This is a genomic window from Streptomyces sp. NPDC093568, from assembly GCF_044764945.1.
Taxonomy (GTDB): Bacteria; Actinomycetota; Actinomycetes; order Streptomycetales; family Streptomycetaceae; genus Streptomyces.
In genome coordinates, this window is the sequence record NZ_JBIWJD010000018.1 from 70,275 (window position 1) to 87,185 (window position 16,911).

At 68.1% G+C, this 16,911-nt stretch carries 13 protein-coding genes; 9 read left to right on the forward strand and 4 right to left on the reverse strand.

From position 1 onward, the window contains the following. Positions 1 to 112 precede the first annotated feature (112 nt). From ACIRD7_RS39620 to ACIRD7_RS39635, 4 genes are all read left to right on the forward strand, one after another. The gene (locus ACIRD7_RS39620) at positions 113 to 4,033 is read left to right on the forward strand and encodes a PglY protein (protein WP_403460875.1); all 3,921 of its coding nucleotides are present in this window, start codon (positions 113 to 115) and stop codon (positions 4,031 to 4,033) included. A gap of 86 nt (positions 4,034 to 4,119) precedes the next feature. Further along, a complete protein-coding gene (gene pglZ / locus ACIRD7_RS39625) occupies positions 4,120 to 6,816 on the forward strand; it encodes a BREX-2 system phosphatase PglZ (RefSeq protein ID WP_403460876.1) in 2,697 nt (898 codons plus the stop codon). A 48-nt stretch (positions 6,817 to 6,864) separates the two neighbouring features. Next, positions 6,865 to 8,205, forward strand: a complete 1,341-nt coding sequence (gene brxD / locus ACIRD7_RS39630) for a BREX system ATP-binding protein BrxD (RefSeq protein ID WP_403460877.1) — start codon at positions 6,865 to 6,867, stop codon at positions 8,203 to 8,205. Positions 8,206 to 8,236: 31 nt separating this feature from the next. Beyond that, positions 8,237 to 10,363: a DEAD/DEAH box helicase gene (locus ACIRD7_RS39635; RefSeq protein WP_403460879.1), complete on the forward strand. Its 2,127-nt coding sequence runs from the start codon at positions 8,237 to 8,239 to the stop codon at positions 10,361 to 10,363. A 23-nt stretch (positions 10,364 to 10,386) separates the two neighbouring features. On the opposite strand, the gene ACIRD7_RS39640 is transcribed toward ACIRD7_RS39635, so the two are convergent. Next, the gene (locus ACIRD7_RS39640) at positions 10,387 to 11,847 is read right to left on the reverse strand and encodes a DUF3800 domain-containing protein (protein WP_403460880.1); all 1,461 of its coding nucleotides are present in this window, start codon (positions 11,845 to 11,847) and stop codon (positions 10,387 to 10,389) included. Between the two features lie 68 nt (positions 11,848 to 11,915). Between ACIRD7_RS39640 and ACIRD7_RS39645 the strand changes: the two genes are divergently transcribed. Continuing rightward, the gene (locus ACIRD7_RS39645; RefSeq protein ID WP_403460881.1) at positions 11,916 to 12,212 is read left to right on the forward strand and encodes a hypothetical protein; all 297 of its coding nucleotides are present in this window, start codon (positions 11,916 to 11,918) and stop codon (positions 12,210 to 12,212) included. A gap of 325 nt (positions 12,213 to 12,537) precedes the next feature. On the opposite strand, the gene ACIRD7_RS39650 is transcribed toward ACIRD7_RS39645, so the two are convergent. The 3 genes from ACIRD7_RS39650 to ACIRD7_RS39660 form a co-directional block, all read right to left on the reverse strand. Further along, positions 12,538 to 12,846 (reverse strand): hypothetical protein, encoded by a 309-nt coding sequence (locus tag ACIRD7_RS39650; RefSeq protein ID WP_403460882.1) that lies wholly within the window; start codon positions 12,844 to 12,846, stop codon positions 12,538 to 12,540. Between the two features lie 214 nt (positions 12,847 to 13,060). After that, positions 13,061 to 14,398 (reverse strand): hypothetical protein, encoded by a 1,338-nt coding sequence (locus ACIRD7_RS39655; RefSeq protein WP_403460883.1) that lies wholly within the window; start codon positions 14,396 to 14,398, stop codon positions 13,061 to 13,063. Between the two features lie 27 nt (positions 14,399 to 14,425). Beyond that, the gene (locus ACIRD7_RS39660; protein WP_403460890.1) at positions 14,426 to 14,875 is read right to left on the reverse strand and encodes a hypothetical protein; all 450 of its coding nucleotides are present in this window, start codon (positions 14,873 to 14,875) and stop codon (positions 14,426 to 14,428) included. 63 nt (positions 14,876 to 14,938) lie between these two features. Between ACIRD7_RS39660 and ACIRD7_RS39665 the strand changes: the two genes are divergently transcribed. From ACIRD7_RS39665 to ACIRD7_RS39680, 4 genes are all read left to right on the forward strand, one after another. After that, positions 14,939 to 15,235 carry a hypothetical protein gene (locus tag ACIRD7_RS39665; RefSeq protein WP_403460884.1) on the forward strand — a complete coding sequence of 99 codons (297 nt, stop codon included), beginning with the start codon at positions 14,939 to 14,941 and terminating at the stop codon, positions 15,233 to 15,235. Positions 15,236 to 15,261: 26 nt separating this feature from the next. Beyond that, the gene (locus ACIRD7_RS39670; RefSeq protein WP_403460885.1) at positions 15,262 to 15,795 is read left to right on the forward strand and encodes a hypothetical protein; all 534 of its coding nucleotides are present in this window, start codon (positions 15,262 to 15,264) and stop codon (positions 15,793 to 15,795) included. Further along, positions 15,788 to 16,327, forward strand: a complete 540-nt coding sequence (locus ACIRD7_RS39675) for a DUF6415 family natural product biosynthesis protein (RefSeq protein WP_403460886.1) — start codon at positions 15,788 to 15,790, stop codon at positions 16,325 to 16,327. Before ACIRD7_RS39670 ends, ACIRD7_RS39675 begins: the two co-directional genes overlap by 8 nt. 313 nt (positions 16,328 to 16,640) lie before the next feature. Beyond that, positions 16,641 to 16,911 (forward strand): hypothetical protein (locus tag ACIRD7_RS39680; protein WP_403460888.1); only part of this gene is annotated, 271 nt, incomplete at its 3' end.

Genomic DNA, 16,911 nt, shown 5'->3' on the forward strand with positions numbered 1-16,911 from the left:
GGAGATTGTCTTCTGTCCAGGTCCGCACGGGTGGTGGGCTGGCAAGATAGGACCTTGTCCCGTGTGCAGACACGGGACGCGACTGCAGCCGAGTGAGGGAACGAGAGCCCTGATGCCCACGAGCGATCTCTTCCTGCGGGATGTCATCGACATCAAGGAAGACGTCCATGCCGGCGACTTCAAGGTGGAGCTCTCCGGAGGCTTCACCGAGACCGACGCCCGGGTGGCGGAGTACGTCGTCACGGATCAGCTCCAGGAGGCGTTCAGGCAGGCGCTCAGTCTCGTCGGGGCGGCCGTCCGCACCGGCAACTCGCACGCCGCCTACCTGCACGGATCGTTTGGCGCCGGTAAGAGCCACTTCCTGACCGTGCTGCACGCGGTGCTCAACAACCATCCCGCCGCCCGCCGCAAGGAGCGGCTTCAGGAAATCATCGCCCCGCACGACGACTGGCTGCGGCAGAAGAAGTTCCTGATGGTGCCCTACCACTTGGTCGGTTCGGCCGACCTGGACTCGGCGCTGCTCGGCGGGTACGTGGCGACCGTACGCAAGTTGCACTCCGACAAGCCGACGCCGGCCGTCTATCGGGCTGACGCCGCGCTGGCGGACGCCCGCAAACAGCGCGCGTTCCTCGCGGACGACGGCAAGTTCACGCAATGGCTCGGCTCGGGGGAAGTTGTCGTCGCGCCGAGTGGCGCCGTGGCCGGCACCGATGACGAGGACGACCTCGACACGAGCGACCTGGACACCAGTGGCCTCGACGCCGCCGCGAGCGTGGCATCGCCCGGCACCTGGACCACCGCCGACCTCGACCGCGCCTTCGCCGCGCCCGCCGGGGACCCGCACCGAAACGCGCTGGTCTCCGCGCTGCTCTCCGGACCCATGGCCTCGTACGGAACCGGTGCACGGGGCGACAAGGATGCCTTCGTTCCGCTGGAGAACGGGCTCGCGGTCGTGTCCCGGCATGCCCAGATGCTCGGGTACGACGGGATCGTGCTGTTCCTGGACGAGCTGATCCTCTGGCTCCAGGCCCACATGGGGGAGCAGGACTTCGTACGCGACCAGGTGCAGAAGCTGGTCAAGCTGATCGAGTCCGGGGACAGCGACCGGCCTGTGCCGATCATCTCCTTCATCTCCCGCCAGCGTGATCTTTCCCAGCTGATCGGCTCCGACGTGGCCGGGGCCGAGGTGCAGAACCTGGAGCAGCAGGTCGAATACCTCGCGGGCCGCATCGACGTCGTCGACCTCGAAGACAGCAACCTCATCGAGATCATCAAGCACCGGGTGCTCGCTCCGAAGCCCGGCATGGAAGGTGCGCGCGACGAGGCGTTCGCGGCGGTCGAGTCCTCCAAGGACGAGGTGCGGCAGGTTCTGCTCGACGCTCATGGGCGTACCGAGGCATCGTGGGACGACTTCCGGGAGGTCTACCCGCTCTCGCCCGCCTTCCTCAATGTTCTGGTCGAACTGGCGGGTGCGCTCCAGCGCGAGCGCACCGGCCTGAAGCTCGTCCAGGAAGCTCTGTCCCGGCGCCGCAACGACCTGAAGCTCGGCGAACTCATCCCGCTGGGAGACCTGTGGGACGTCATCCTGGACGGCACGGGTGAGGCGTTCACCGCGCGTCTGCGCAAGGAGGCCGAGACCGCCAAGCGCTTCCACGCGCGGGTGGTGGCCTATCTGTTGGAGAAGTACGGCACAGCCGACAGCCCGCTGTTCAAGGGGGACGAGCGGCTCATCAAGACGCTGCTGCTCGCCGCCCTCGCGCCCAACGTCCCTGCCCTGGCCCGGCTCACCGGAGAGCGGCTCGCCGCGCTCAACCACGGGTCGATCAAGGTGCGGCTCGGCTCGGCCGGAACCGCGGCGGCCAAGCGGCTCAAGGAACTCCAGGGAGAATTCGGCGAGTTGCGCAGCGAGGGCAGCGCCGACCCGGTCTTCCACCTCCACCTGTCCGACCTGGACATCGAGCCGCTGCTCGACGAGGTCGGCAGCGAGGACAACCCCGGCAAGCGTCGGCAGTGGATCAAGGACAAGCTGTGGACGGAGCTGGGGATCAGCGACGCCCAGGGCTTCGTCAGCGAGCGCGAGATCGTATGGCGCGGCACGAAGCGCACAGCCGAGTTCGTCTTCGGCAACGTCTGTGATCCGCATCTGCCTGACGAGCAGTTCCGGCCGATGACCGAGGGGAACATCCGGTTCGTCCTCGACTACCCCTTCGATGACAAGCACTTCCCGAGCGACGACGTCCGCCGCATCGAGAAGATGAAGCAGGAGGGCAAGTACGCGCGCACCGTCATCTGGCTGCCCGACTTCTTCTCCGAGCAGAAGTCCAACCAGCTCGGCCGCCTTCTGAAGATCAACTATCTGCTGGAGCGGGACCGCCTCGACGACCACACCGCCACCAAGTCCGAGGACGAGCGGATCCAGATCCGCCACCAGCTCAAGGCGCAGAGCGAGAACCTGACCTCGCAACTGATCGCCGTACTGCAGCAGTTGTACGGGATCAGCAAGCCCGACCCCGGCAGCATCGGTGCCGAGGTGCCGGACAACCAGCACGTATGGTCGCTCGAACCCAGGTACTCCCGGCCCAGGCCGCAGGCCGGGCTCAGCTTCGAGCAGAACCTGTACGCGCTCGCCGACGGCATGTTCGCCGCCCTCTACCCGAAGCACCCCGACTTCGACCCCGCGCTCACCCGTAAAGCGGTCACCACCAGGGAATTGAAGACGGCCCTGGAATGGATCGGGAACGCGATGAAGGATGGCTCGCGGCGGGCCGTGGTCGATCGGCACCACTTGGCAGTCGTCAGGAAGATCGTGCATCCGCTCGGACTCGGCGAAGTGCACGACGGACCGCTGAACCTCCTCAACGACTGGCGTCTGAAGATCAACCAGAAGGCCGCCGACGCCAAGGCTGGGCCGGAGCTCGCTGTCGAGGAGATCCGGCGTTGGATCGCCGAGCTGGGATTCGAGGGCCTCGATAAGAACATCTCCAGCCTGATCATCGCCACGTACGCGCTCCTGGACGACCGGACCTGGGTGCACCAGACGACTCCCGTGCCTGCCCCCGACCTGGAGCGGATCGGACCGGGATACGGATTGCGCGCGGTCGAACTGCCCAGCGAGGAGCAGTTCGCCGCCGCTCGCGTCCGAGCCGGGGCGATCTTCGGAGTCTCCGCTCAGCCTGTGCTCTTCGCCCGCAACGTCGCCTCGTTGGAGTCTGAGGTGCGGGCTGTCGCCGCCTCCCATGAGGCAGCCGTCGTGGGAGTGCGACGTTCTCTCGACAAGCACGCGACAGACCTCGGCATCACCGGCCCGGACGCGGACAGGATGCGTTCCATGCGGGCCGCCGCCGACCTGATCGCCCGGCTCTCCCGTACCAGTGACGGGACTTCCCTGGTCAAGGAGCTCGCGGCGGTCGCGTACGACGTGACCGACCGCGAGCTGAGCGCTGCGATCAAGCAGGCCCCCGAAGTGCTGGCGGCGCTCGACGACACCAACTGGCAGCTGCTGAGGAGCGTACGAGGCTTTGCCGAGCGAAACGACGGTGTCGGCGACAAGGCCGATCGACTGATCACCGCGCTCCACGACGCCGTGAACGATCACGAGCTGACCAGATCGCTCGTACCGGTGCTGAGCCGGCTGCAGGACGAGTCGGTGGCGCTTGTCACGGAGGCGGCGAGGCTTGCGACGGTCGCCCAGCCGCCCGCTGCGCAGCCGCCCGAGCAGGGTCCGGAGGACATCAGCCTGACCCGGCACGGCCGCCCCGTGGTGCCGTCCGGCCCGCCGCCCCAGCTCGGGTTCGACGATCCGAAGCCCACGGCTCCTCCGGCGGCCGCTCCGGTGCGTGGCCCGAGCGCGCCGCACGTCGTGGATACGACGCGGCTCACCGGCCTCGAGTCGGCGCTGACCGATGCGATCACCGATGTGCGGGACGAGATCCGTTCGTACGCCGCCGCGAATCCCGGCGTGCGCATCGAGATCGCCTGGCGGCCCGTGCCTGCCGAGGGCCAGGGCACAGCGGACGAGGAAGCCGCTCACTGATGTCCACACCCCCACCGCAGATCAACCGGCTCACCATCGAGGCACTCCTCGACACCTACGCGGCCGGTCTACGCGACCGGCGCCTGATGCTGGTGCACGGGCACTATCCAGACACGGCGCCCGACATCTTCACCGCCAAGATCGGCGGTGAAGCCCGCCGGGTCCATGTCAGCGACCAGACATCCGTCCTGGGCATCGTGGACGCCTGGCAGCAGCACCGGTCCGACCGAGCTCGCGACGCCGACGTACTCGTGGTGACCACCGGCATCGGTGACGAGCAGCTCGGTTGGGACGTGCGCGGACATGCCGTGAAACGGCGCACCCTCACGGTCGAGAAGGCAGAGATCGTGAAGCAGCGCTTTGGCGTGCGCGAACTCGACTCCCGGCTGTACGGCGAACCGTGGCTGCTCGAAGCGCTGTTGGACGCGGAACCGCACGAAGGCTGGCCGCGTTCCGGGTCCCTGCTCACCCGGGATGCTGCGGTCAAGGCGCTGGTCGTCGCACGCCTCGGGCTGGGCCGCGTCGTCGAGGGGGAGACCGCCGCCGGCCTCGCCATTGACGCCGACGCCATGCTCGCCTGGTCCCGCACGTCGGCCGGACCCACCCGGTTCCTTGAACTGGATGCCGTGGAGCGGGGAAAGATCAAGGAGTGGCTCGGCGAAACAGCCGGAGCCGCAGTGCCCGTCCTGATGTCACTCGTCGAAGACGGACGAGGACAGGACGCCATGGCCCGCGGGCTGCTCGCAGCGGCGATGGCCGACCCGGCGACCGAGCCGGACACCGTGTTCGCCGTCGGCGGGCTTTTCGGCCAGGTGCGCCGGCCCGACATCCTCGCCTTCAGCGATGCGGTTGCGGGCACCCTCACCCGCTGGATCGGCGAGGCACGGCACAATGAGGCCGCCAAACAGCGGGTGTTCTCCGTCATCGACCGTGCGGACCGCCTTGCCGGGGAGGCCGGCCTGACTCAGGCGCTGAGCGGCAGCCGCTTCCTGCTGACCAGCTTCACCGCTCAACTGCGGGCCGTTGCGGGGGCCTTGGCCGCCTCTCCCGAGCAGGCCGAAGCGGCCCTTGCCGACCTGCGCGAACACGCGTTGGCGGCCCTGAACGCGGACCGTATCGCCGTCGCCGAAATGGCTGTACGCGTCGCGCGCTGGCTGTCCACCGAACATCCCCGCGTCGAGTCCGTCGCCTCCGGGGTCCGCCTGCATCTCGCCGAGTGGGGCTGGGTGGACCGGGCACTGAACGTCCTGTGGTCGGGCGACCCGGCCGGGGATGTGGCAGCAGGTCAGGCATATCGCACGCTTCACGACACTGCGCGAGCCCGCAGGGACGTACTCGACGAACAGTTTGCACAGCGCCTTGCGGGCTGGTCCCGGACCGCCGCCCAGGACAACCCGGGCGGTTGCCTGCTCGTCGAGAACGTGCTGACCGAATGCGCCGCCCGCCTCTGCTCGGAGTCGACGAGCCCGCTGATTCTGCTGATCGACGGCATGAGCAGCGCGGCAGCCGTGCAACTTGGGGAAGAGGCGGAGCGCGAAGGGTGGATCGAAGCGGTGCCGGCCCCGTCCGCCGGGCAGTCGGCGCAGCGCAGCGCAGCGGTTTCCATGCTGCCCTCGGTGACGAGGATCAGCCGAACCTCACTGCTCACAGGCAAGGCCGACACGGGTGGGCAGTCGAAGGAATCGGCTGGATTCGCCGAGTTCTGGAAGCAGCGAAGGGCTGTCGGCGTGCTGTTCCACAAGGCGACGATAGGCGGCCCGTCCGGACATCGGCTGACCGAGGAGCTGGTTTCCGCCCTCGCCTCAACCGCGGTGGTCGGTGTCGTCCTCAACACCATTGACGATGCCCTCGACCATGGACAGCAGGGTGAGCGCACGCAGTGGCAGATCAACAACATCACCTTCATGCGCGAGCTGCTGGCCGCAGCCAAAGGCTATGGGCGTCCTGTCCTGTTGGTTGCGGATCACGGCCATGTGCTGGAACGCGGCGTGCACCCTGGACCTGCCAAGGCGAGCGGGGCGGAGTCGTCCCGCTGGCGCACCGGGAGCAGCGCCGAAGCTGGGGAGATCATCCTCTCCGGACCGCGCGTTCTGGAAGGCGAGGGCACGATCGTCGCGCCCTGGCGGGAGGACATCCGGTACACGCCGCGCAAGGCCGGCTACCACGGCGGTGCGTCGCTGGCCGAGGTGACAGTGCCTCTGCTGGTGCTGCTGCCGGCCCTGGACGTCCTGCCCAAGGGCTGGGAGGTTCTCCCGAGGGAAGCGGCGACACCTGGGTGGTGGGTCCAGAGCCGGGTGCCGGAGGAGACCTGGCCTGGGCCCGTCACGCTTCCCGCCCCCGCTCCCGTGGCGAAGCCCAGGACCGGCCGGAAACGGGTAGAACAGGTGGGTGAGGGCCTCTTCACCCCGGCTGAGGTCGAACGCGTGCCGTCCAAGTCCCAGCCCCCGCCGGCTCCGGCGACGCTGGGTGCTCTGGTCGTGGCCAGTGACGTGTACGCGGCACAGGCCGAGTACGTCCGCAGGAAACCCGACAGGCCTGTCGTCGCCGCCGTCATCGACGCACTCGCCGAGGCAGGCGAGACCATGTCACCTGCAGCCCTCGCCGCTGCCGTATCCGCCAGCGACCGCGTCAGGCGCAACATGGACGGCTTCATCGCCACCCTGCAGCGGCTGCTGAACGTCGAGGGATATCCGGTACTCGGCCTCATCGACTCCGGGCATACCGTCCGGCTCGATGTCCACCTGCTGCGTACCCAGTTCCAGCTGGAGAAGAGACGGACGTGACCGTGGAAGGATGCGGAACCGGAACGTGAGCGTGGAAGGAAGCCGGACGTGACCAGCGCACAGCCCTCCGTGAGTGCAGCCCGTCGCCGAGAAGTCGTCGATGCGTTGAGGCGGGGGACCGTGCCACAGGCGGGGCTCGACCTGTTCGCCGTAGGACTCGACCGGTTCACGGCTGCACTCGACGACGACCTGGAGACGGTCAAGGGCGGTGGCGCCGCCTTCCACGCCATTCGCGGCGAATATGGCTCCGGCAAAACGTTCTTTGCCCGCTGGCTGGCCGAACGCGCCAAGCGGGCTGGGCTTGCCACGGCCGAGGTGCAGATTTCAGAGACCGAGACACCTCTCCACCGGCTCGAGACCGTCTACCGGCGGCTCACCGAGCGTCTGACCACCGCCACCCACCAGGCCAGCGCGCTGCGAGCGATCATCGACTCGTGGTTCTACGGGCTGGAGGACGAGGTCCTCGATGCGGGCAACGTGGAGGAGGACGACGCCGAGGCACTGGCGAGGGCCGTCAACGAGCTGATGGAGCGACGGCTCGCCGACGTGGCACGAACCACCCCCGCGTTCTCGGCGGCCCTGCGTGGCTACCGGCAGGCCGTTGCGGTGGGCGACAGTGCCACCGCCGAAGCCCTCATCGCCTGGATCGGCGGACAGAAGTCGGTCGCTGCGTCCGCTCGCCGGGCGGCCGGGGTACGCGGAGACCTCGACCATTTCGCTGCGCTCGGGTTTCTCCAGGGACTGCTCACCGTGCTGCGCGACTGCGGGCACCCCGGGCTGCTGCTCGTACTCGACGAGACCGAGACACTCCAGCGGGTCCGTGGCGATGTAAGGGAAAAGGGACTCAACGCGCTGCGACAACTCCTCGACGAGATCGACACAGGACGCTTCCCCGGACTGTTTCTCGTCATCACCGGCACCCCGGCCTTCTACGACGGCCAGCAGGGCGTCCAGCGGCTGCCGCCTTTGGCCCAGCGTCTGGCCACGGACTTCACCACAGACCCGCGCTTCGACTCGCCTCGCGCCGTACAACTGCGGCTGGCGGGCTTCGACCTGGAGCGACTCGGCGAACTCGGACGCAATGTACGCGACCTGTTCGCGGCCGGGGCGCGGCACCCGGAACGTATCGCGCAACGCGTGGACGACACCTACCTGGGCGAACTGGCCACTGCCGTCACCGGCGGACTCGGCGGGAAGGTGGGGGTGGCGCCACGACTGTTCCTGCGCAAGTTGGTCGCCGATGTCCTGGACCGGGTCGACGAGTTCGCGGACTTCGACCCCCGTCTGCACTACGCCCTGACCGTCTCCAGCACTGAACTCAACGAGGTGGAGCGCAACGCCGCGGCAGCCCCGGGCGATGCCGACGACATCGAACTGGAGCTGCCGTGAACGGCATGGCCGGCTCCGGACAGGAACATACGTGAGCGGCATCGACGACCTGGACCCGGTTCTGATCCATCACATCGTCAACACCCTTGGCTGGCCAGGCCTTCGACCGCTCCAGGAGCAGGCGATTGCTCCCCTGCTCGCCGGAGAGGACGCGGTTCTTCTGGCTCCCACGGCGGGCGGCAAGACCGAGGCCGCCTCGTTCCCGTTGCTGTCGAGGATGACAGCGGAGCGCTGGAGCGGCACCTCCGTGCTGTACGTGTGTCCCCTCAAAGCGCTGCTCAACAACCTGCTGCCTCGACTTGAGAAGTACACCGGCTGGCTTGGCCGTACGGCGGCGCTGTGGCACGGCGACATCAAGGCCACTGCACGAAAAAGGATCCTCACCCAACGTCCGGACATCCTGCTCACCACCCCTGAGTCACTGGAAGCGATGTTGGTGAGCGCGAACGTCGACCACCGCACCTTCTTCGCCGGCCTTAAGACCATCGTCGTGGACGAGGTGCACGCCTTCGCTGGTGACGACCGAGGCTGGCACCTGCTTGCCGTACTCGAACGCATGCAGCGAATCGTCGGCCGCAGCATCCAGCGGATCGGCCTCTCCGCAACGGTGGGAAACCCGGCAGAACTGCTGCGCTGGCTGCAGGGGGCGGAGGCGGGCAAGCGTCCGGCGCGGGTGGTCGCTCCGCATCTCGATGCCCAACCGGTGAGCGGATCAGCCTCCGTGCCTCCCGGGGACATCCAGCTCGACTATGTCGGCTCGCTGGACAATGCGGCGACGGTGATCGCGGCCCTGCACCGTGGGGAGAAGCGTTTGGTCTTCTGCGAGTCACGGCGGCTCGTCGAAGAACTTGGAGAGAAGCTGCGGGCCAAGGGCGTCACGACCTTCCTCTCACACGCCTCCCTCTCGGCAGACGAACGGCGCCGCGCCGAGGAAGCCTTCGCCGAAGCCAGAGACTGCGTCATCGTGTCCACCAGCACCCTTGAGCTGGGCATCGACGTCGGCGACCTCGACAGGGTCATCCAGATCGACGCTCCGGCGACGGTGGCGTCCTTCCTCCAGCGCCTCGGCCGCACAGGGCGGCGCGCGGGCTCGACGCGCAACTGTCTGTTCCTCACCCTCGACGAAAGCGGACTGCTGGCCGCTGCCGCGTTGTTGCTCCAGTGGTCACGCGGCTGGGTCGAACCGGTGGTGGCACCGCCCGAACCCCGGCACATCGTCGCCCAGCAGATCCTTGCGCTGTGCCTGCAGGAGCACCAGATCGGGGACCGGCTGTGGCAGGAGTGGTGGGCTGGCCTCGCCCCGTTTGGGCAGTCTGCCGAGCCGATCGTGCGGCACCTGGTGGACGAGGGCTACCTCGACCAGGACGGCGGGATGCTCTTCATCGGCCCCGAGGCCGAACGACGCTTCGGACACCGGCACTTCATGAACCTCACCGCAGTGTTCACCGCGGCTCCCGAGTTCACCGTCCTGAGCGGACTGACCGAGATCGGCAGGACCGATCCGAGTCTGCTGACCGAGAGCATCCAGGGACCTCGCAGGCTCCTGCTGGCCGGCCGTAGCTGGCAGGTCACTTACATCGACTGGAACAGGCGCCGCTGCTTCGTCGAGCCGGTCGACAGTGGCGGCAAGGCGAAGTGGAGCGGCATGGGCTTCATTCGGCCCACGTCGTACGAATTGACTCGCGCCGCACGAGACGTGCTCCTCGGCACGGATCCGCAGGTACAGCTGACCGGTCGGGCACGAAGCTGCCTCACCGAGGCACGTCACCGTCTCCTGGAGTACGTGCGCCCCGCCGGCACGCTCATCGTGCGTGAGCCGAACGACGACGTTCGATGGTGGACATGGGCCGGCCACCGCGCGAACGCGACCCTGGCTGCAACGGTCGGAAACCTTGCGGATCCGGCTCAACGTATCAATGACTGCTGGATCCGACTGAGCTCGGACCTGACTCCGCCGGTATGGAAGCAGACGGTGGCTGACGCCGCTTCCCAGCTCTGCCTTCCGGCAGTCCATGAACAGGCGCTGAAGGGGCTCAAGTTCAGTACGGCCTTGCCACGCCGCCTCGCCGAAGCGACGCTAGCGGCGCGGCTGGCCGATCTGGAAGGGGCCGCCGCAGTACTCAAGGAACCGGTCCAGTTCAGCACTATGGTCGACTGAGCAGCGGCTACGCCGCACGAACGCTACATTGCGTGAGAGGCCGGTGCGGGGGCCGTGGCAGCGGTGGCCAGGTCCAGAGGGGAACCTTGCCCGGGGATACCCGCGACGGGTACGGTGACGGCCGTGACCGTCGGCGCGAACAGCTTGCCCGCTGACTGACGTCCGCGCGCATCGGAGACGACGATCCCGCCAGTCCACTTGCCCGTCGGCGCCTGGTAGCGGTGCTGGAGCCTACCGAGGCGGGGACAGTGCCGGTCTCGTACCTCGACGAACCCCGGGTGACAGTGGACGTTGCCGGTCAGGTCACTGGCGTAGGTCACGGCGGCCGACGGAGCCAGTACGGCGCTCACCAGGAGATCGGCGATCTGCAGACCCAAGTGTGTGTCACTGTGGCCGAAGACCGGAGACTCGGGAAGGTGGGGCATCGGATCGCCGCCCTTGGCGAACTTTCGGGTCGTCACACAGTGCACGTTGCCGACGTTGTCGCTCGGATTACGGCTGTCCAGTACCGCGATACCGCTGCTCGAGCGCTCAGCGAGATAGTGCTCGAAGTTGGCGCACAGAGCGGTCACCGAAGCGGCGTACATGGCCGTGTCGTCGTTGACGACGCCGTCCTGCTTCACCCAGATACGAGCCATGACTCTGCAGTCGCGACGTTCCAGGATCGTCAGGAGATGGTCGAGGAAGCCGTGCGCCATACGCCGTTGGTTGCGCCCCGGCCGACGGAACGACTTGCGTATCGTCTCGCCCTTGATCTCATGGTGAACGACCTGACTCAAGGCGGGGACCTTGCGCAGTTCCGGCCGGAACTGCTTCTTGAGAGCGATGAAGTCCCAGGCGAGGCCTTTGATCTGGGTCTCCGGCACAGTGAATCCGCCGATCACCATGACCGGAACGGAGTCGGCGACGCCGGGGTTGAGGACCTGCCCGGTCCCAGACTCATCGAGATAACACAGGTGCAAGACCTTCCCCCTGAGAGCACAAACAGCTATGGCCGACCCCAAATCCTTGGGGGACGGCCATAGGAGGTTCCACGCCGAGCGCAGCCCGGTCGCAGAGTGGTGTTCGTTCTGAGGCGCAGCGTAGTGGAACCGCTTGGGAGGGGCAATCACGGCGTGGTCGGGACCGAGATGAAGAACGGTTTCGCGCCACCTAGGGGCGCATCCGTGTCTACGTAGCCGTCGGAGTAGCCGTGGGATTGGTCGCCTGGTGTGTTTGTGCTGGTCATGATTCTCTCCGGCGTACAGCCCGACTCGTCTGCCTTTACGGTCCTGACCTGGTGCCAGGACCTCGTCGTCCATGAGCTCGCGGGCCGTGCCGTGGTCGGCTACAGCGTCGTAGAAGGCAAGCTCGCTGCCGTTGAGAGGCGGGGTGAACTTCTTGCCGCGCTTGGTGTCCTCGGCGATCTCCTTGGCCAGCTCGACGAGCTGGGCGATGAGTTTGCCGGCGGTTCGTACTGCCTTACTACGTCGGACATCAGCCAACCACCGCGTTCGGTAACGTCTTCCTCACCGACTGCACCGTGTTCTCCCTCCTCGACATACACCGACAGTTGGGGGCCGGCGCATTCGAGGACGGACGCCTCGATCTTGATGCCTGTGTCCTGGCTCCGCTGCTGCGGCCCGCCGGGCCCGATCACGTCGCCTTCGTGCACACGGCATACCAGGAACTACTCGCTGCCAGGTTCCTGGCCGAGGCGGCGAACCGGGACCTGGCCGCCGATCTTCCCGGCGGTGCCTTCCTCACCGAGCAGGTGCGCATATTCCTCGCCGGCATGCCCGGCCGTCCGGAGACGACTGCGTGCTGCCCGCCGGGACGCACCTGGTGGGTCCGGCCGAACGGCTGCTGATCCGCCGCGTCGAGCGCCCCATACGCTTCGACCGCCACGCCGTGACCGTCGCACGCTACTGCCGCTTCCTCGACGCGGACGGCACCTGGCAGTGGGACCACCCCGACCAGCCTGCCGACGTCACACACCGATCCTGGACCGACCGGCTGCGGCGCTCCGACGTCGACGACCGGCCGGGCAACCGCTCCCCGTTCGGTGTCCTCGACATGGTGGGCAACTGCTGGGAGCGGACCTCCACCAGCCTGGACGACCCCGGCGAGGCGGTCATCTGCGGTGGCAGCTACGACAACCCGATGCGTGCGGTGCAGACCAGCAGCAAGGGCATCTACCGCAAGCGCGGCGGGAGCAACGCAGTTGGCTTCCGGTGCGTGCAGGAGCCACGCTGGAGCGGAACATCGCCGTCTTCCGCAGCACCTACTGGCGACAGCACCTCACCGCACACGGCGCGGCCAACGATCTGCTCCTCGCCTTCCAGAACCAGCACCGGCTCCCCGCACGCTTCGACGAAATCCTGGCCGAAGCAGCCGACTACAGCAGGCTCGTACAGACCCAGGAAAGCCAGCAGATCAGCGGCGCCCTGGGCGTTCTCACCATCCTCGGCCTCCCACTCGGCACCGCCCTCAGCATCCTGCAAGTCCTGGATGACAACTCCACAGCGCACCTGCTCATCGCACTCGCAGTGTCGGTCGCCGCCACAGCCGCAGCCCTCACCACACGGTACGGACGCATGGTCCTGTCGTCCCTGCGGGGCGGGGGGCAGAGAGGCGTAGGACGCTGCGACCGGCGACAAACCGCCCCCCACCGCGCCGAGGGATGCACCGAGCCCGGTCGGCCGCGCAGCCCCGCGGTCAGGAGCCGAGGACGTCCATCAGGTGGTCGTCGAGTTCGGCCACCCACTCCTCCCGCCGCCAGGGCCGCAACTCCTGCCGCGTCTTCCGCAGCCGGAGCGCCGGCACCCGGCCGCCGGTCGTCGCTGCTGCGGCCACGCACTTGTGCAGCAGATCGGCCGCCGAGCGCGGCTCGCCGAGCCGGATCCGGGCGAGCGCCTGGTCAGTGGTGACGATGGCCCGCTGCACTTGCTCCCTCGGCGCCGACAGCACCTCCGCCGACCGGGCGAAGCGGTCGTGCGCTGCGCAGAGGTCACCGACATACAGCTCGCACACACCCTCGAAGCCCCGGAGGTGACCCGGAGAGAACGACATGGGCGCCGGATCTCCGGTGTGGTCGGCCTCGATGTCGTACCAGGCCAACCCGAGGGCGGCCTGTGCCTGCCGCTCCTGCCCGGACCGCGCGGCGACTTCCGCTTGCAGCGCGTGCGCCCGGGCCCGCACGAGCGTGCTCTCTCCGGAACGGGCCGCGCGGACGGCCTGGTCCACCAGGTACCGCGTCTCGTCGAGGCCCTGCGTGGAGTACAAGGTGACCAGGGCGTGGCTCGTGTGGACGCTGGCCGTCCGCCAGGGCTGCGCCAGTTGTTCCGCCTCGCGCGTGGCCTCCGCGTACAGGGCGCTGGAAGCGGTGTCGTCGCGGGTCTCGAACGCTAGACGGCCGGACAGCGTCGCCGCCGCTACCGCGACTTCCCGGACCTGCGGGACGAGGGGATCAGGAACGGGACCGGCGAGCAGGCGCCTGCAGCTCTCGACGGCCGGGGCGAGCAGCAGTTGCAGCCGCACCATGGGCAGGCTGCCGACGTCCGCGTTGACGTCCGCCACTACGGAGGCCAGTCCGGCTATGGCCTCCGCGTCGGTCCGTCTCGGGTCCTCAAGAGCTGCGGTGAGCGCGGCCTGGACGGTCGGGGACAGAAGAGCGAGCAGGCCGCCGCCCGCGTCCGTGGCTGTGCGGAGAACGAGGCCGCGCAGCTCCGCCGTCCGCCGCTCACTCTCCCCGAGCAGGCCGAGGGCATCCAGGTACTCGGCGAAGTCCGAGCCCGCGCCGAGGGAGAGTTCGCCGGCGGGCGTGCGCGCGTAGAGGTGGGCGAGGAGCAACTGGTACCGCTCGTCGGGCAGCGTCTGTCTCTTCGGGGATTCCCAGCGGGCAATGGACCGCTGCACGCTCGCCACGGACGGCAGTGGCGGCTGATGGAGTTTCCCGGCCAGGATGATGAGCGCACGGGCGACGTCGGCGAGCGACAGGCCGCGCCGGTGTCGCAGCGCCTTCAGCTGGGCCGCTCCCGCGGCTGCCCCCTCCATAGGGCACATGGTGCAGCAGAATGGCGCCTACACGGGCACGATCAGCCGAGGTTTCCCCTGACCCGCTGTGTAGTTGAGTGTCTGCCACGTCCCGGATGAGGGATCGTCCCCGTGTGGGAAGCCGATAGTCATGCTGCTTCGGTCGACCATCCATCGGTTCCGGGCGTGGTAGGCGGGCGTCTTCAGCTCGGGGGCGCCCAGCTCGACGACTTCCTTGATGCGCTCGCGGGTGCGTGTGATCGCCTGCCGGGCCTCCGCGGGCTGCTGATCGACGGTGCCGGGCGTGACGACGGTGATGTCCGCTGCGGTGTTCCCCGCGAGCCACAGCAGGGACAGGCTGTCGATTCCCTTCGCGCCCCCGATGTAGAAGTGCGCGTCTTGAGCGAATGGGCCGAGGTAGTCGGCGAAGAGACGCGCGTACTCGTCGAGGCTCCGGTGCCCCGTGCTCCGCGTTCCCGTGATCGCTACCGCCCGCATGATCAACTCCGTGTCATAGGTCGTCATATCCCGCCCGTCGTTCGCCGTTGGGATCGTCTGCGTGTGGACAGCGACGACCTGCAACGGCTCGCCGGTCACCTGGAGAAGTACGGTCTCCAGGTCACCATCGACGACAGCGTGTTGCGGCTGAATGCGACGAACCCGCTGAACAGCCGCCTCACCGAAGAGATTCTCACCAAGGGCGACCAGTACGTCACCGGGTTCGACTACGCGATCGGCGAGCACGGGCACGAGCAAGCCTGCGCCGAACGCAGCGCCCGCATGCTCGCAGTCGGAACCCCGGCCACGGCGGCCCCCACCGAGCTCGCCAACCGGTTGCCCTTGGAGGCTCATCGATGATGCCCCCGGACACCGCCCACCATGGCGTGGCACAACCCAGCACCCTCATCCAGACCAGAGCCGACCGGCATCTGGCGGCCGGTCAATGGCTCCTCTCCGCCGCGGAAGACACGCAGCGGGCCCGGAAGGAATGGGCCGACGACGGGATCGCGCTCCTACGGTGCGGAGCTCTCTTCACGGCCGTCCGTCTCGCCGCTGGCCTCGTGTACGCCGCCGCCGACAGCGACGACCTGCGGAACGTCGACGCCTACCTCCGTCAGGCGCTGCCCGGTGGGCCGGTGTTCGCCGACACTCGGTGGGGCCTGTACTACGCCCTCGTACCCGAGGGCACCGACCGCCTGCCGTCTTGGACCCACCGCAGCGAGGACGCAGAATGCCTTGGCCCGAACGCCTACCTCGGCGTACCCGACCCCACACACACTGACCCGGGCGTCTGCTTCTCGTACTGGTGCGTGCCGCCGCACGTCCCCGAGACCCTGTGCAGCCCCGACGAGGTCGCCCAGCTCCTGAAGGACGGGCGGTGCCGGCTCAAGGCGGCGGAGGCGAACACCGGTGCCTGAGAACACGCTGCTCCCGCTCGACGCGGACACGATCCGGACGGCGTACAACTCCGTGCTGTGGGCTCCTCGCCTGCCGACCGGTGCGGAGCTGGATACCCTGAAGCAGCAGCTCCAGGGGCATGTGCAGCTCCTGGTCCCGGACGTGCAGGATCTCGCACCCCGCATGCGGGGTGAGATGCGACGGCTGACGGTCCACGTCCTCGTGCGTGCGTTCCAGCTCCTGGAGGAGTACGCCGACGGCTCCCCGGCATGCGACGCGTTTGACCTCGCCACCATGGCCCGCGCACTCCTGACGCTGTACCAGCACCCCGGCCCGCTCGGGAAGCCGACCGGCGCGGAAGAGATCGCCGAGGAGATCCGCCGGCGCTGGTGCGGCGCCTGCCGGGAACCGATCGCCGACGGCGAGCCGTACGAGCGACGCACGTTCGACAGTGACTCCAGCGACGGCATCCACGGCTACGTGCACACCGAGCTGTGCGTCGAGCGACGGGCCCTCCTGGCTCCTGTGCCACCGCAGGGCTTGTGCCCGTAGACGGCGCGGACAGACTGGCCAGCGCCACCGTCCCGCCGGCTGCTGCACCGAGGGCGACAACAATCACGGTCGCGGAGCGCAGAAACGGGTACCTGACCAAGTCAGTCTGCTGGCTCTGGCACAAGCAGCCCCTTCCCCGATCAGGAATCGGACATTCCGAGATCTGGAATGCGCCGCTCGGAACGCGATGTTCGAATGGGCCCTCTTGATCTGACGGCTGACCCGACCAGTCAGCCGTGATCAAGGGGGTTTCATGCGCGTTGCGCATCACAGACGTGTCCTCGTCGGAGCCGCGGCCTCAGCCACAGCGGCGATGCTTGTGCTCACCGGCACCCCGGCGGACGCCCAGCCTGCCTCTCCGGCAGCGGCTTCGTTGGCGAACGCCGACTCCACCGCACTCACCCATCTCGCCGAAGGCTATCTGCAGCAGCGAGCCGACATGCTGACGACGACTCGTCCGACAGCCAGAGCCGCGACCGCCCGCGTCCAGGCCACGCGCTCCATGACCGCGCAGGTGCAGGATGATCTCGCCGCACTGGTGGAGAAGGGCAAGCGGTACAAGGAAGTCGACGGCGGCTACACGA

Coding starts and splice junctions, on each gene's coding strand:
- ACIRD7_RS39620 (WP_403460875.1), top strand. CDS start 113: ATGCCCACGAGCGATCTCTTCCTGCGGGATGTCATCGACATCAAGGAA.
- pglZ (WP_403460876.1), top strand. CDS start 4,120: ATGCTGGTGCACGGGCACTATCCAGACACGGCGCCCGACATCTTCACC.
- ACIRD7_RS39655 (WP_403460883.1), bottom strand. CDS start 14,398: ATGGAGGGGGCAGCCGCGGGAGCGGCCCAGCTGAAGGCGCTGCGACAC.
- ACIRD7_RS39660 (WP_403460890.1), bottom strand. CDS start 14,875: ATGCGGGCGGTAGCGATCACGGGAACGCGGAGCACGGGGCACCGGAGC.